The organism is Demequina phytophila (assembly GCF_000971135.1).
Taxonomy (GTDB): domain Bacteria; phylum Actinomycetota; class Actinomycetes; order Actinomycetales; family Demequinaceae; genus Demequina; species Demequina phytophila.
This window is the reverse complement of the sequence record NZ_BBLW01000004.1, coordinates 263,462-278,686: the sequence shown is the minus strand read 5'-3', so window position 1 is coordinate 278,686 and position 15,225 is coordinate 263,462. Positions and strand designations below refer to the sequence as shown.

General features: G+C 72.8%; 12 protein-coding genes and 1 tRNA gene. 7 read left to right on the top strand and 6 right to left on the bottom strand.

Annotated features, from left to right (window positions below):
* Positions 1 to 91 precede the first annotated feature (91 nt).
* Positions 92 to 1,426 (bottom strand): zinc-dependent metalloprotease, encoded by a 1,335-nt coding sequence (locus AOM01_RS08215; RefSeq protein ID WP_228374257.1) that lies wholly within the window; start codon positions 1,424 to 1,426, stop codon positions 92 to 94.
* A 129-nt stretch (positions 1,427 to 1,555) separates the two neighbouring features.
* Here AOM01_RS08215 and AOM01_RS08210 point away from each other — a divergent pair, with 129 nt between their 5' ends.
* Together AOM01_RS08210 and AOM01_RS08205 are read left to right on the top strand one after the other, a co-directional pair.
* Positions 1,556 to 2,644 (top strand): YlbL family protein, encoded by a 1,089-nt coding sequence (locus AOM01_RS08210; protein WP_062291877.1) that lies wholly within the window; start codon positions 1,556 to 1,558, stop codon positions 2,642 to 2,644.
* A 41-nt stretch (positions 2,645 to 2,685) separates the two neighbouring features.
* Entirely contained in the window at positions 2,686 to 5,715 is a 3,030-nt protein-coding gene (locus AOM01_RS08205) for a UPF0182 family membrane protein (protein ID WP_062291675.1), read from the top strand.
* Positions 5,716 to 5,788: 73 nt separating this feature from the next.
* Here the strand turns inward: AOM01_RS08205 and AOM01_RS08200 are convergent, their stop codons facing one another.
* The gene (locus tag AOM01_RS08200) at positions 5,789 to 6,568 is read right to left on the bottom strand and encodes a DUF4328 domain-containing protein (RefSeq protein ID WP_062291671.1); all 780 of its coding nucleotides are present in this window, start codon (positions 6,566 to 6,568) and stop codon (positions 5,789 to 5,791) included.
* Between the two features lie 69 nt (positions 6,569 to 6,637).
* Here AOM01_RS08200 and AOM01_RS08195 point away from each other — a divergent pair.
* Positions 6,638 to 6,711: transfer RNA gene (locus AOM01_RS08195), tRNA-Met, on the top strand.
* Positions 6,712 to 6,849: 138 nt separating this feature from the next.
* Here the strand turns inward: AOM01_RS08195 and AOM01_RS08190 are convergent.
* Positions 6,850 to 8,454 (bottom strand): xylulokinase, encoded by a 1,605-nt coding sequence (locus tag AOM01_RS08190; protein ID WP_062291668.1) that lies wholly within the window; start codon positions 8,452 to 8,454, stop codon positions 6,850 to 6,852.
* A gap of 177 nt (positions 8,455 to 8,631) precedes the next feature.
* Here AOM01_RS08190 and AOM01_RS08185 point away from each other — a divergent pair, with 177 nt between their 5' ends.
* From AOM01_RS08185 to AOM01_RS08175, 3 genes are all read left to right on the top strand, one after another.
* Positions 8,632 to 9,618, top strand: coding sequence for a patatin-like phospholipase family protein (locus AOM01_RS08185; protein WP_228374256.1), 987 nt, complete (start codon positions 8,632 to 8,634; stop codon positions 9,616 to 9,618).
* Between the two features lie 108 nt (positions 9,619 to 9,726).
* The gene (locus AOM01_RS08180) at positions 9,727 to 11,154 is read left to right on the top strand and encodes an amino acid permease (RefSeq protein ID WP_228374255.1); all 1,428 of its coding nucleotides are present in this window, start codon (positions 9,727 to 9,729) and stop codon (positions 11,152 to 11,154) included.
* A 2-nt stretch (positions 11,155 to 11,156) separates the two neighbouring features.
* Entirely contained in the window at positions 11,157 to 12,383 is a 1,227-nt protein-coding gene (locus tag AOM01_RS08175; protein ID WP_062291666.1) for an APC family permease, read from the top strand.
* A gap of 7 nt (positions 12,384 to 12,390) precedes the next feature.
* Here AOM01_RS08175 and AOM01_RS08170 read toward each other — a convergent pair whose 3' ends face one another.
* Genes AOM01_RS08170 through AOM01_RS08160 form a run of 3 tightly spaced genes read right to left on the bottom strand, consistent with a single transcriptional unit; the run spans position 12,391 to position 13,660 of the window.
* Positions 12,391 to 12,762 (bottom strand): fluoride efflux transporter FluC, encoded by a 372-nt coding sequence (locus AOM01_RS08170; protein WP_062291664.1) that lies wholly within the window; start codon positions 12,760 to 12,762, stop codon positions 12,391 to 12,393.
* The gene (locus AOM01_RS08165) at positions 12,759 to 13,184 is read right to left on the bottom strand and encodes a fluoride efflux transporter FluC (RefSeq protein WP_062291661.1); all 426 of its coding nucleotides are present in this window, start codon (positions 13,182 to 13,184) and stop codon (positions 12,759 to 12,761) included. Before AOM01_RS08165 ends, AOM01_RS08170 begins: the two co-directional genes overlap by 4 nt.
* Positions 13,169 to 13,660, bottom strand: a complete 492-nt coding sequence (locus AOM01_RS08160; RefSeq protein WP_062291658.1) for a DUF2505 domain-containing protein — start codon at positions 13,658 to 13,660, stop codon at positions 13,169 to 13,171. The genes AOM01_RS08165 and AOM01_RS08160 overlap by 16 nt, the downstream gene beginning before the upstream one ends.
* Positions 13,661 to 13,719: 59 nt before the next feature.
* Here AOM01_RS08160 and AOM01_RS08155 point away from each other — a divergent pair, with 59 nt between their 5' ends.
* Entirely contained in the window at positions 13,720 to 15,183 is a 1,464-nt protein-coding gene (locus AOM01_RS08155; protein WP_062291655.1) for a sensor histidine kinase, read from the top strand.
* Positions 15,184 to 15,225: the final 42 nt, after the last annotated feature.

Below are 15,225 nucleotides of genomic sequence, written 5' to 3'. Positions count from 1 at the left end.
CTCCACGGGCCCTTGGTCCCCCAGCGTAGACGCGCGGGCCCGATTTCCCTCCATCGGTGGAGGGGTGTCGCCCCCGCGGTCCGTCTGCACCTTACCCGTCATCGGAGCCGAGCAGGCGCTCCAGCTCGCGATCGACCTCGTCTCCCTCGCCGCGCGCGACGTAGCCGTCGACCCACGCCTGCCACTGCGCGAGCTCCCCGGAGGCCGGCAGCAGGTCCGGGTGCGACCACACGCCGTCGCGGCCCTCCGCCCCCAGGCGGGCGTGCAGCGAGGCCCACATCGCCGACGCGTCGCGCATGCGGCGCGGACGCAGCTCGAGCGACAGCAGGTTGGCGAACGTGTCCTCGGCAGGCCCGCCGGCGGCGCGGCGGCGGCGCATCATCTCGCGCAGCGCGCCCACGTCGGGCAGGTGCGCGGCCGCCGCGCGCATCGTGACGTCGTCCACCCAGCCCTCGACCAGCGCGAGGAGCGTCTCGATCGACTCGAGCGTCGCCTTCTGCTCGTCGGTGTGCTGCGACGCGAAGATTCCGCGGTTGAGCGCCTTCTGGAGACGTTCCGGGTCGCCCATGCCCGCGTCCCTCACCGCCTCCTCGAGCGCCTCGAGGTCGATGGTGATGCCCTGCGAGTAGCGCTCGATCAGGGTGTGCAGCTGGCCGGGCAGCCATGGGGCGGCGGCGAACAGCCGCACATGCGCGGCCTCGCGCAGCGCGAGGAAGGTGCGCACGGCGTCCTCGTCGACGTCGAGCCCCTCGGCGAACTCGGTGATCGCTCGGGGGACCAGCACCACGCGCGGCTCCGCGAGCAGCGGGATCCCGAGGTCCGTGGCGCCGAACGCCTCGCGCGCCATCTCGCCCGCCGCCTGGCCCATGTGCATGCCGCACACGGTCGGCGCGACGGAGCGGAGCAGCGCGGAGGGATCGAGGCCGCCCGTCTCGGGCAGGTCGTCGGCTCCCTCGAGCAGGCCGCTGAGCGCGTGCGACACGCTCACCGCGACCGGGCCGGCGAGCGTGCGCCACGTGGGCAGCGTCGCCTCGACCCATTCGGCACGGCTCCACACACGCGGCTCGAGCCGCGTCGGGTCGAAGTCGGTGACCGCGTCGAGCCACAGCTCCGCGCGCGAGATCGCCTGGCGATGCAGCGCCGCCGTCGCGCCCGAGACGGTCGGATCGCCGCCCTGCGCCGCGACACCGCGCGCGACGTCGTGCGCCAGCTTCCAGTTGACGTCCTCGCCGTCCGACTGCGACACGAGCGCACGGATCTGGCCCAGGACGTGCTCCATCATCGCCGGGTTGTCGGCGAGACCGGCCTGCGCGGCGAGCGCCTGCGGGTCCATGCCCATCCTCTGCAGCTCCTCGAGGGCGGCCTCCGCATCGTCCCCGAACAGCTCTCGCAGCAGCCGCATCCACGGCGTCGAATCGTCGCTCACGCTCACTCCGTCCGCGCACGCCTCATGCGTGCCTCCACCACGGTAACGAAGGAGGGGCCCGCGCCGCGGCGGCGTTCGCTACCAGCAATGCCGTCCTATGCCGCGCGGGGCATCGGCAAGAATGGGGGCGTGACGACCACCGAGGCCAGCACCCCCGTCCCTGCGGAGCGCACGGCGTCCACGCGACGCGCCACCGTCATGTCCGTGACGGGCCTCGCGACGAGCGCGCTCATCGCGCTGCTCACCATCGTGCCGTCGCCGTACGCGATCGGCTCGGCCGGACCGACGTTCGACACGCTCGGCGAGGTCGACGGCACGCCGCTCGTCGAGATCGAGGGCGCGCCCACCTACACCTCGTCGGGCGAGCTGCGTCTCACGACCGTCTCCGTGTCCAACGCCGGATCGCAGCCCTTCACGCTCGGGCGCGTGCTCGCCGCGTGGGCCTCCCCGCGGCAGTACGTGGTCCCCGAGGAGCAGGTGTTCGGCACCGCCGACGAGGAGGAGCAGGCGGAGCGTCAGGCGCAGAACGACTGGACCACCTCGCAGGAGCGCGCCACCGTCTCCGCGCTCGAGGCGCTCGGCCACCCGGTTCCCGCCGTGCTCGAGGTGGTCGGCACGTCCGAGGGCTCGAACGCCGAGGGGGTGCTCGAGGACGGCGACGTCATCACGGCCATCGACGGCGAGCCCGTGCCCACCTTCGCGAGCCTCGCGGACGCGATCGCCGTGCACTCGCCGGGCGACGAGGTCGCGGTGACGGTGATGCGCGACGACGCCGAGGTGACGGAGACGTTCGCGACCGTCGATGACGGTGCGGGCGACGCCGCGATCGGCGTGTGGATCGACCCGACCTTCGACCTCCCGATCGACGTCACCGTCCAGATCGACTCCGTGGGCGGTCCCTCGGCGGGGCTGATGTTCTCCCTCGGGATCATGGACCGCCTCACCGAGGCCGACGAGCTCGACGGCGCGCTCGTCGCGGGCACCGGCACCATCGACGCGACCGGCGACGTGGGCCCGATCGGCGGGATCACGATGAAGATGTACGGCGCGCAGGATGCCGGCTCGGACTGGTTCCTCGCGCCGGTCGAGAACTGCCCGGCCGTGGTCGGCAACATCCCTGATGGTCTCCGCGTTGTCGCGGTAGACACGCTCGACGATGCGTACGACGCGATCACGCGCATCGGCCAGGGGGACACGGCCGACCTCCCCACGTGCTGAGCATGGCAGGCTAGACACATCCCGACCCGAAGGACAACGACGTGACGTTCGACGACCGCCCCGCCCGCCCGGTCAGGCCCGCCCCCGTGCCGCAGCGCCGATCGCCCCTCGCGATCACCGCCGTGGTGCTCGGCGCGCTCGTCCTGGCGGCGATCGCGACCGCCAACATCTGGACCGAGGTGGTCTGGTACGACCAGCTCGGGTTCGCGGAGGTGTGGCGCACGCAGTGGCTCGCGCGCATCGTGCTGTTCGTCGCCGCGGGTGCTCTGGGCGCCTTCGTCATCTGGCTCAACCTGTGGATCGCCAAGCGCGTCCGGCCGGCCCGCACCGGCGGTCGCAGCCAGCTCGATCAGGTGCGCGAGCAGATCGAGCCGATCGAGCGGCTCGCGATGATCGTCCTGCCCGCCGTGATCGGCCTGGTGGTCGGGCTCGCGGTGTCGTCGCAGTGGGAGACCGTGCTCGCGTGGCTGAATCACGAGAAGTTCGGCACCACCGACCCGCAGTTCGGGCTCGACGCGTCCTTCTACGTGTTCTCGCTGCCGATGCTCAACCTCGTCGTCACCCTCGTGCTCGCGCTCGCGGTCCTGTCGACCCTGATCGCGGCGTTCGTGCACCTGCTGTACGGCGGCATCGCGGGCACCGGCCGGACGTTCGTGGCCTCGAAGGGCGCGCGGATCCAGCTGGCGGTCCTCGGTGCGCTCGTCATGCTCGCGATCGCCGCGAACTACTGGTTCGACCGCTACGGGCTGCTCACGAAGTCGGGGGAGAAGTTCTACGGCGCGTCCTACACGGACATCAACGCGATCCTCCCGTCGCGCTCCATCCTGGCGGGCATCGCGATCCTGGTCGCGCTCGTGTTCCTGGTGGTGATCTGGCGCGGCGACTGGCGCATCCCTGCCATGGGGATCGGCCTCATGCTGCTGTCCGCCGTGGTGATCGGCGGCATCTACCCCGCGATCGTGCAGCGCTTCCAGGTGTCGCCCAACGAGCAGGAGCTCGAGGCGCCCTTCATCCAGAACAACATCGACGCCACGCGGTACGCGTACGGCATCGACGACGTCGAGGTGACGCCGTACGACGCGACCACGGAGGCCGAGGCGAACGCGCTGCGCGCCGACGCCGAGACCACGGCGCAGATCCGCCTGCTCGACCCGAACATCGTGTCGCCGGCGTTCCAGCAGCTCCAGCAGAACAAGCAGTACTACAACTTCGCGGACCTCCTCAACGTCGACCGCTACAGCCTCGACGGCGAGCTGCAGGACACCGTCATCGCGGTGCGCGAGCTCAACCTCGACGGGCTGGGCTCGGAGAGCCGCAACTGGGTCAACGACCACACGGTCTACACCCACGGCTTCGGCGTGGTCGCGGCCTACGGCAACACCACCACGTCCGACGGGCAGCCGTCGTTCTTCGAGCGTGGGATCCCCTCGGTGGGCCTGCTGGGCGACTACGAGCCCCGCATCTACTTCGGCTCCACCGTGCCCGACTACTCGATCGTCGGCGCCCCGGAGGGCACCAACCCGTGGGAGCTCGACTACCCCGACGACAACTCGGAGACCGGTCAGGTCAACACCACCTACTCCGGTGACGGCGGACCCGCGATCGGCAACATCTTCGAGAAGCTGATGTTCGCGATCCGGATGGGCGAGGAGCAGATCCTGTTCTCCGACCGCGTGACCTCCGAGTCGCAGATCCTCTACTACCGCGACCCGCTCGACCGCGTCGCTCGCGTCGCCCCGTATCTCGAGCTCGACCAGACCGCGTACCCCGCCGTGGTGGACGAGCGCGTGGTGTGGGTGGTCGACGGCTACACCACCACCGACCAGTACCCGTACTCCGCGCCGGTCGCCTCGGACACGCTGTTCGCGCAGCAGTCCGCGGTGCCGGGCGCCAGCACGGTGCTCAACTACGTGCGCAACTCGGTCAAGGCCGTGGTCGACGCGTACGACGGCTCGGTCACGCTGTACGCGTGGGACCCCGAGGACCCGATCCTGCAGACCTGGCAGCACATCTTCCCGAGCTCGATCCACCCGATGAGCGAGATCAGCGGCGACCTGATGAGCCACCTGCGCTACCCCGAGGACCTCTTCGCGATCCAGCGCTACCAGCTCACCCAGTACCACGTCACCGACGCGGCGTCGTTCTACTCGGGCCAGGACTTCTGGCGCAACCCGGCCGACCCGACCGACGACACCCGCCTGCAGCCGCCGTACTACCTCACGCTGCAGATGCCGTCGCAGGACGACCCGACGTTCTCGCTCACCAGCAACTACATCCAGGGCGGTGACAACCCGCGCAACATCCTCACCGGCTACCTGGCCGTGAACTCGGAGACGGGCGCCACCGCGGGGGAGGTCGACGAGGACTACGGCACGCTGCGCCTGCTCGAGCTGCCGCGCGACACCACCATCCCGGGCCCGGGCCAGGTGCAGAACAACTTCAACTCCGATCCGGACGCCCAGGAGACCCTCAACCTGCTGCGTCAGGGCGAGACCGACGTCATCAACGGCAACCTGCTCACGCTGCCGCTCGCGGGCGGTCTGCTGTACGTCCAGCCCGTCTACGTGCAGTCGAGCCAGGGCACGCAGGTGCCGCTGCTGCGCAAGGTGTTCGTGGCGTTCGGCAACGAGGTCGGGTTCGCGGACACGCTGTCCGAGGCGCTCGACCAGGTGTTCGGGGAGGGTGCGGGCGACGGTGCCGCCGGGGACAACGGCACGGGCTCCACCGATGGATCCACGGACGGCTCGACCGACGGGTCCACCGATGGTTCGACCGATGGCGGGGCGGTCGACCCGACCGCCGAGGCGGCGCTCCAGGACGCGCTCGACCGCGCGAACCAGGCGCTGCAGGCCAGCCAGACGGCGCTCGCGAACGGCGACTTCACCGCGTACGGCGAGGCGCAGGACGCCCTCGCGGCGGCCATCGAGGACGCGATCCTCGCCGAGGCGGAGCTGACCGGCGCGCAGCCCGGCGACACCGCCGGGGCGGGCTCGGGTTCGAGCGCGGAGCCGTCCCCGGAGGCGACCGCGAGCTCCACGGCGGAGCCCGAGCCCGACGTCACCACCCCCTGACGCGACGGTGACACGCGGAAGCGGGCCGGTCCATGAGGACCGGCCCGCTTCGGCTTCGTCGGGAGGACGCCGGTCAGGCGTCCGCGTCCACGTGGCGGTCCGTCGCCGTGCGGATGAAGCGGAACAGGAAGCCCCACGAGATCAGCAGCACCGCGGCAGAGGCCCACGCCCAGGTCGGGTAGGAGTCGAGCATGTCCGGGTTGGTGAGCTCGCCGGTCATGAGGTCGAACGAGAAGTTCAGCGCGATCGAGCCGTACGCGCTGAGGATCTGCGCGATGGTCCACGCGATCCACCAGCCCAGCAGCAGCATCAGGGGCACGGTGCGCCCGGTCACCTTGCGCGCGCCGAGCGGGACCAGCACCACGGACGCGAGCGGCACGAACCAGCCCCACCACTCGACCGCGCCCATGCCGGGTCGAGCACCCAGGGCCTCGCGGTTGCGGCGCATGCGCGTCATCCACATGCCGTAGAGGACGTACGCGGTCACCGTGAGAGGCAGGGACAGCAGCCCGAGCGCCGACGCCGCGGTGATCGAGAACTCGCCGGTCTCGGCGGTCCGGCGGAGCGACTCCACCTCGCCCTGCGCGAACGCTGCGGTGATCACCGCCAGCACCGCGTACGCCGCGGTCACGCCGATGAGGCCCTTCGCGAGGCCCTCGGGCTTCTCGAGCGGGACGCCGGAGCGGTCGAACTGGACCTGCTGGGCCTCGCCGTAGGCAGGCACGGAGGGCGGGAGGGCTCCGGGGATGAGGCCCGGGGCGCCGCCCGCGGGCGGGGTGCCGGGGGACGATGCGGGGGGCGGCGGGGGCGTCGGATCGCCGGGCCGCGTGACGAACGGGTCGTTGTCTGTCATGCGTCCGACCCTAGCGAGACGGGCGCGATTTGGTTCTGCGACGCGCGTCCGCTAGAGTTATCAGGCCGACGCGGGGTGGAGCAGTTCGGTAGCTCGCCGGGCTCATAACCCGGAGGTCGCAGGTTCAAATCCTGTCCCCGCTACGAGAGAACGAAGGCCCGGACCAGATGGTCCGGGCCTTCGTCGTTCCTGGGCGACGCGCGTATCGTCCCGCATGCGACGGCGGCCCGATCCTCGCGTGCTGCGGAGATCGGGCCGCCGCACTGTGCGGCGCGCGGCGCCTAGTGGATCGCCTCGGTGGCGGCGCGCTCGATGGCGAGACCCGCCTCGTACTGCTCGAGCCACGCGGTGTAGCCCTCGACGTCCGCGGCGTCGGGCTGCGCGACGTCCAGCGTCGCGCCGGCGAAGACCGCGTCGTTCAGGTACGTGTCGAGGGCGGTCGTGGCGCCCGTGCGCAGGTACTCGGCGAGCACCGCGATGCCCCACGCGCCGCCCTCGGAGGCGGTGTCGCCCACGGTGACGGGCGCGTCGATCGCGGCGGCGAGCAGGCGCTGCGCGACGCCCGCGGTGCGGAACATGCCGCCGTGCGCGAACATCGAGTCGAGCCGGACGCCCTCGTCGTGGAGGACCCGCATGCCCAGGCTGAGCGTGCCGAACGCGCCGTACAGCTGGGTGCGCATGAAGTTCGCGAGCGTGAGGCGCGAACCCGGGGTGCGCACGAACAGCGGGCGGCCCTCAGCCAGGCCCGTGATGGGCTCGCCGGACAGGTAGTTGTACGCGAGCAGGCCGCCGCCATCCGCCTCGCCGTCGAGCGCGGCGGAGAACAGCGCCTCGAACACGGCGTCGGAGCCGAACTCGCTGCCGAGCGCCGCGGCGAACTCGGTGAAGACGCCGGCCCAGGCGCCCAGCTCGGAGGCGCCGTTGTTGCAGTGGACCATCGCGACCAGGTCGCCCGCGGGCGTGGTGACGATGTCGAGCTCCTCGTGGACGCTCGTGAGCGCCTTCTCCAGCACGACCATCGCGAAGATCGAGGTGCCGGCGGAGATGTTGCCGGTGCGCGGGGCGACGGCGTTGGTGGCGATCATGCCGGTGCCGGCGTCGCCCTCCGGGGGCGCGACAACGGCGCCCGGCAGGAGCCCGCCCGTCGGGTCGAGCAGCGCGGCGCCCTCGGCGGTGAGCGTGCCGGCGTCCTGACCGGCCACCAGCACCTCGGGCAGCAGCGACGCGACGTCGAGCCCGGCCTGGCGCGCGGCCACGAGCCCCTGGAAGCGTGCGAGCATCGCGGCGTCGTAGTCGCGGGTCTCGGGGTCGATGGGGAACATGCCGGAGGCGTCGCCGACGCCGAGGACCTTGCGGCCCGTGAGCCGCCAGTGGACGTAGCCGGCGAGCGTGGTGAAGAAGGCGACGTCGGGGACGTGCGCCTCCTCGTCGAGGATCGCCTGGTAGAGGTGCGAGGCGGACCAGCGCAGCGGGAAGTTGAAGCCGAGCACCTCGGTCAGCTCGGCCGCCGCGCGCTCGGTGTTGGTGTTGCGCCATGTGCGGAACGGCACCAGGAGCTCGCCCGCGGCGTCGAACGGCAGGTAGCCGTGCATCATCGCGGACACGCCGAGCGCGCCGAACCCGGTGGGGCGGACGCCGTGCACGCGCTCGACCGTGTCGAGCAGGTCGGCCACGGAGGCCTGCACGCCCTCCCAGATGGCCGCGACGGAGTAGGTCCAGAGGCGGTCGACGAACTGGTTCTCCCAGGCGTGGCTGCCGGTCGCGATCACCTGGTGGTCGGGGCCGATCAGGCACGCCTTGATGCGCGTGGACCCGAGCTCGATGCCCAGGGACGTCTCGCCGGCCGCGATCGCCGCGGCCACGCCGGTCTGCTCTTCGTGCGCCATCGGCACCCACTCCTTCGTCAAGCACCCGCGTGCGGCGGACATGCAAATGTGAACGTTCGACAAAACCCTAAGGCCTGCCCGCGCCTTCGATGGAACCATAGGTCCCGCCCCGGCGCGCGCCGGGCACCCGCGATACGCGCGTACCTGCTCGACACCAGCGGGGTTAGCCTGGCAACCGTGACCGACACGACGTCCACGCGGCCCCGGATCGCGCTCAGCCTCGGCAGTGGGGGAGCCCGCGGCTACGCCCACATCGGCGTCCTCGACGAGATCGCCGATCGCGGGTGGGACGTGGTCGGCATCTCGGGCACCTCGATGGGTGCGCTCGTGGGCGGGCTGCACGCCGCGGGCGGCCTGCCCGCCTACCGCGAGTGGGCCGAGTCGCTCACCCGGCGCGACGTGCTCCGGATGCTCGACCCGGCGTTCAAGGGGGCGGGCGCGATCCGCGCCGACCGGATCATGCGGCGCCTCGACGAGATCCTCGACGGGCGCGTCATCGAGGACCTCCCGATCCCCTTCACCGCGGTCGCGACGGACCTCATCTCGCAGTCGGAGGTGTGGTTCACCGAGGGGCCGATCGTGGACGCGATCCGCGCCTCGATCGCCATCCCCACCGTCATCACCCCCGTCCGGCACGGCGGGATGCTGCTCGCCGACGGCGGCATCCTCAACCCCGTACCGGTGATCGCGCTCACCGCGGTGCGCGCGGACGCGACCATCGCGGTCAACCTCTCGGGCACGTCGCGCGGCGGCAACCGCGCCGCGCCGCCCGTCGAGTCGGCCGGCCCGCTGGTGCGGCTGCCGCGCCTGCGGCTGCCGTCCTTCCACGTGGCCGAGCCACGCCTGGTGAGCATGATCGCCCACCGCATGCGCGCGCGGGGGGAGCAGGAGGACGATGCGGTGGACGAGGCCGTGGCGATCGAACCGGTGGAGCCGGGGGACGACCTCGACGTCAGCACCCTCGACGTGATCGACCGTTCCCTCCAGACGCTGCAGAACACCGTGCAGCGGTACCGTCTCGCGGGCTACCCGCCGGACGTGATGGTCGACGTGCCCGCGGACGCGTGCGGCGTGCTCGACTTCCACCGCGCGACGGAGATGATCGCGCTCGGCCGCGACCTCGCCCGCGCCGCCTTCGACGCCTGGGAGGACGCCCCCGCCTGACGCGCCGCCGGCGCGCGTCAGGCGACGGGACCGCGCGGCGCTACTGTGACCTGCGGTGACCGCGCCCGACCCGGGCGTGCGCATCGTTCCGAAGCATCGAGGGACATCGTGACCCAGCCCATCTCTCGCGCCGCGTGGCTCCATGGCCGCACCGCGCTCCTCATCGCCTTCGCGTTCTCCGTGATGGCGGACCCCGTCTCCTCGGTCGCGTACGCGATCGAGGCCGCCCTGCGCGCGCTGGACGGCAACCTCGCGCTGCTGTTGCCCGCGATGGCCGCCGTGGTGCTGGTTGTGGGCCTGGTGGTCGCGAGCTACCACCAGCTGGTGGCGCGGTTCCCCGAGGGCGGCGGCTCGGCCGCCGCGGCGGGCGGCGCGTTCGGCGAGGGCTTCTCGTTCATCCCGATGGGCGCGCTCGTGGTCGACTTCGTGCTCACCATCGCGATCTCGGTGTCCGCCGGGTCCTCCGCGATCATCAGCTACGTCCCGGCGCTCGCGCCGTACCGCCTCGCGCTCGCGCTCGGACTGCTGGTGCTGGTCGCGGGCCTCATGTGGTTCGGCCATCTGGGACGGGCGGTGTTCGCGCTGCTCACCATCGTCTTCATCGCCACGGCGGTCCTGGTGCTGCTCCCGGTGCCGGGGCTGCCCGCCGTGGACCCGCAGCCCGTCGAGGGCCTCACGCACGGCGCCCCGCTCGCGGTCGCGCTCGCGTTCCCCGTGGCGATGGCGCTCGCGACGGGCATCGAGGCGCCGTCGTCGGCGATCGCGCAGCTGGCCCAGCTCGACGACGCGGGCAGGCGCAGCTTCGGCCGGTGGGCGCTGTGGCTCACGCTCGGCATCGTCGGCACGCTCACGCTCGCGATCACGGCCGCGGTGGTGCGGCTCGGCATCCAGGTCCCTCACGAGGACACCACGCTGGTCGCCGAGCTCGCCCGCGCCGCGGACGGCGCGGGCCTCTTCGCCGCGTTCCAGGCGGCGACGGCGCTGCTGCTGCTGTCCGCCGCGTCCTCGTCGTTCCAGGCGGGACCAGGGCTTCTCAAGGCCCTCGCCCGGTCGGAGCACGGCGACTCGCGCCACGGCGTGCTGCCCGCGATCCTGGGACGCACCAACGCGCACCACGTGCCCATGGTCGGCGTCGGCGTGTTCCTGGTCGCGTCCGCGCTCGTGGTCGCCGCCGCCGGCGCGTACGACCAGAAGCTGGTGCTGTTCTACGCCGTCGCGGTGTTCGTGAGCTTCCTCATGGGGCTGGTCGCGATGGCGCGGTTCTCGCACCGCGAGGGCAGGAACGGCTGGGTGGCGCTCAACGTCGTCGCGGCCGTCGCCGTCGGGTTCACGCTCGTCGCGAACCTCCTCCGTCCCGCGGCGGTGGGATCGCTCGCCGCGACCGGGCTGGTCGCGGGCGGGCTCTACTGGGCATGGGTGCGGGCGGGGCGCCCGCGCGGCGCCGCCAACGCGGTCGCGGAGGCGGAGGTGGGGGACGATGCCCCGCTCGCCCCGGCGGACCCCGAGCAGCTGTCGACGGGTGGCCGGGACGCCTGACGATGGAGCGACGCGTCGGGACGGTCGGGGCCACCGCCATCGGGCTGGGCTCCATGCTGGGTGCCGGCGTGTTCGTCGTGTGGGGCCCCGCGGCGGCGTCCGCGGGCGACGCGCTCGTGTGGGCCGTCGCGATCGCGGGCGCGGTCGCCGTGCTCAACGCAGGGTCCACCGCCCAGCTCGCCGCAGTGCACCCCGTCGCCGGAGGCGCGTACGCCTACGGTCGGGCCGAGCTCGGCTCGTGGCCCGGGTTCGCGGCCGGGATCGGGTTCGTGCTGGGCAAGACGGCCTCCGTCGCCGCGATCGGCCTCGCGATCGGCGCGTACGTCTGGCCCGAGCGCCCCGCGATCGTGGCGACCGCTGCGATCGTGCTGAGCTGGGCGCTCAACTCGCGCGGCGTCACGCGCACGTCCGTCGCCTCGATCGTCATCGCGTCCGCCGTGGTCGCCGTGGTGGTGGCGGCGGTGATCGCGACCGCGGGCGGCGACGGGCCGGGCAGCGCGAGCTTCGGATGGAGCACCCCGTGGGGGACCGCCGCGGGCGTCGCACAGGCGGCCGCACTGGTCTTCTTCGCGTTCGCCGGGTACGCGCGCATCGCGACGCTCGGCGAGGAGGTCCGCGATCCCGCGCGCGTGATCCCGCGGGCGATCGCCGTCGCGCTGGGCGCCGTGGTGGTGCTGTACGTCGCGCTCGCCATCGTCCTGCCGCGAGCGCTGGGTGTCGAGGCGCTCGCGGTCTCGGCCGCCCCGGTCGCCGACGCCGTGGAGGGGACCTGGCTCCCGTCCACCGTCGTGACCGCCGCCGCGGTCGGCGGCGCGTTCGGCTCGCTCCTCGCCCTCACCGCGGGCCTGGGACGCACCGCCATGGCGATGGCCCGCGAGGCGGACCTGCCCCGCGTGCTCGCGCGCACCAACGGACGTGACGTGCCGGCGCTCGCGGAGGGCACCGCGGCGCTGGTCGCGATCGGGCTGGCCTGGGTGGGCGACCTGACCTTCGCGATCGCGATGTCGTCGTTCGCCGTGCTGCTCTACTACGCGGTGGCGGGCGCTTCGGCGTTCACGGCCGCGAGTGCCGGACGCGTCGCGGGATGGCGGATGCCACGTCCCTTGAGCGCCGCCGGGGCAGCCCTGTGCGTCGCTCTCATGGCGTCGCTGCCGCCGGTCGCGGTGGCCGGAGCGGTCGGCGTGCTCGTGCTCGCGGCCGCGGCGCGCGCATTCACCGCACGCCGGTGAGCGCCGCTCAGGCGAGAGCCGCGACGGCGGTGTACCCGGCCCAGGCGGCGCCGAGCCCGAGCGCGACCGTCGCGGCGACGTAGAGCGCGACCGCGCGCACGCGCCGGTCCTTCGCCATCACGACGATGTCGACGGCGAGCGAGGAGAACGTCGACAGGCCGCCCGCGACCCCCGTGCCCAGGGTGAACGCCCATGCGGGGGTGACCCACGCATCGTCCCCCGCCGCGACCACGGCGCCCAGGAGCGCCGAGCCGAGCACGTTGGCCGCGATGGTGGGCCACGGGAAGGTCCGACGCCGGTCCAGCCAGCCGAGCGCGAACCGCAGGCACGCGCCCAGGCCGCAGCCGAGGATCGCGGCGGCGTACGCCCAGGCGCTCACTCGTTCTCCTCCTCGAACACCGCTGCCTCATCGAGCGGCGTGGGCGGGCGGTCTCCCAGCCACCACCCGAGCAGCGCGCCCGCGACCGCGGCCGCGATGGTGCCCCCGAGCACCGTGACCGCGAGCTCGGGCGACGTGCCCGCCGACCACTCGAGCGCCGCGATCGACGAGAACGTGGTGAAGCCGCCGAAGAACCCGGGGCCCAGCATCGGGAACGCCCGCCAGGGGCCGCGGGCCTGCGTGCGCGCCACCGCCCACGCGAGGCCGAGCGAGCCGACCACGTTGATCGCGATCAGGTCCCACGGCACGGGCCCCGCGCCGTGCGGGAGGGTCTCCGTCAGGACGATGCGCAGCGCGCCGCCCAGCGCGCCGCCGGCGAGGACCAGGCCGAGGTCGCGCGCCCGGCTCACCGGGCGAGCCACGCGTCAGCGGCCTCCAGCTGCGCGGTGAGGGCGCGGACCACGGCGCCCGCGACCGCCTTCTCAATCATCGCGCCCACGAACGGGACGTTGGCGACCACGTCGCCCGTGGCGAGGAACTCGGTGGCGTCGGTGTCCGGCGTGAGCCCGATCGCCCCCGAGACGTGCCCGGGCGCGCCCGCGATCTCGACGGCGAACGTGCCGACCCTGTCCTCGGGGGTGGGCGGCTCCCAGACCTCGGTGTACGTCACGGCGAGGTCGCGCCCCAGGAACGAGCGGAACTCCGCGGGGATGGAGGAGGCGGGCACGTCCGCGCGCAGCGACACCACCCGCGAGCCGTCGTCCTTGGCGTCGACGTCGACGTCCTGCGCCTCGGTGCCCATCGCCGCGGCGCGCGCGTGGCCGAACTCCGCGTCGGTCATCATCTCCCAGACCCGCTCGAGCGGGGCATCGAAGCGATGCGCGTGCGTGATCTTCACCGGTCCACCCCCATGCGCTCAGGCTATCGCGCCGCCGGGGCGGCTCTAGGCTGGTACCCGTGGCAACTCTGCGCGACACCATCGAGGAACACGGCCCCATCACGGATGCGGAGGCCGAGTGGTTGGGCCTGCTGGTCTCCGACTGGCAGATCATCGCGGACCTGTCGTTCGCCGACCTCGTCCTGTGGCGCCAGGACGAGGACGGGTTCGTGGCGGTCGCGCAGTGCCGTCCCTCGACGGGTCCGACCGTCCATCTCGACGACGTCGTCGGCAGCAAGGCCGCGGAGGGTCGTGTCGCCCATCTGCGTCGCGCTCTCGAGGAGCGCGCGATCGTCGGCTCGCGCGAGCCGCGCTGGGACGAGACCTACGCGGTGCGCGAGGACGCGCTGCCGGTCGTGTTGAACGGCCGCGTCATCGCGGTGATGACGCGCGAGGTGTCGCAGGCGGTGTCGCGGTCCTCCAGCCGGCTCGAGCTCAACTACAAGGGTGCGGCGGACGACCTGCTCCGCATGGTGACGCGCGGCGAGTTCCCCGTCCGCACCTCGATCACGGGGCCGCGACGCGGCGCCCCGCGCGTGGGCGACGGGGTGCTCCGCCTCGACGCGGTGGGCCACGTCACCTACGCGTCTCCCAACGCGCTGTCCTGCTTCCACCGCCTGGGCGTGCACGGCTCGCTCATGAACAAGTCGCTGCCGCGGGTGACGAGCGAGCTGCTCGAGGACCAGGGCCTCGTCGACGAGACCCTGGCGATGGTGGTGGCCGGCCGCGCCGCATGGCGCACGGACCTCGAGGCCAACGGCGCCGCGCTGTCGCTTCGCGCGATCCCCGTGTCCGAGCACGGAGCACGGGTGGGCGCGGTGCTGCTGTGCCGCGACGTGTCGGACCTGCGCCGCCGCGAGCGCGAGCTCGTGACCAAGGACGCCACCATCCGCGAGATCCACCACCGCGTGAAGAACAACCTCCAGACGGTGGCGGCGCTGCTGCGGCTGCAGTCGCGTCGCGTGCAGGCGCCGGAGGCCAAGGAGGCGCTCGCGGAGGCGATGCGACGGGTGGCGACCATCGCGCTGGTGCACGAGACGCTCTCGGGCACGCTCGACGAGCTGGTCAACTTCGACGAGCTGGTGTCGCGGTCCATCCGGATGGCGGCCGAGGTGGCGTCGCCCGACACGCAGGTCCGCATCATCAACACCGGCGAGTTCGGGCTCATCCCGGCCCAGTACGCGTCCTCGCTGGCGCTGGTCATCACCGAGCTCATCACCAACGCGGTCGAGCACGGCTTCGCGGGCAGGGCGCAGGGCACCATCACGGTGCACGCGGACCGCGACGACCGTCGCCTGCATGTCCGCATCTCCGACGACGGCGTGGGCATCGCCGTCGAGCCGTCGGGTCTCGGATCGCAGATCGTCCGCACGCTCGTGCAGAACGAGCTGTCCGGCTCGATCGAGTGGACCAAGGTCGAGCACGGGTCCGTGGTGGACCTGCGCGTGAGCGTGGAGGAGCGCGTCTCCGACCCGCGCCTGTAGCGGTGGTGCGCTCCCCGGACAGCACGAGGCCCCGTCCATCCG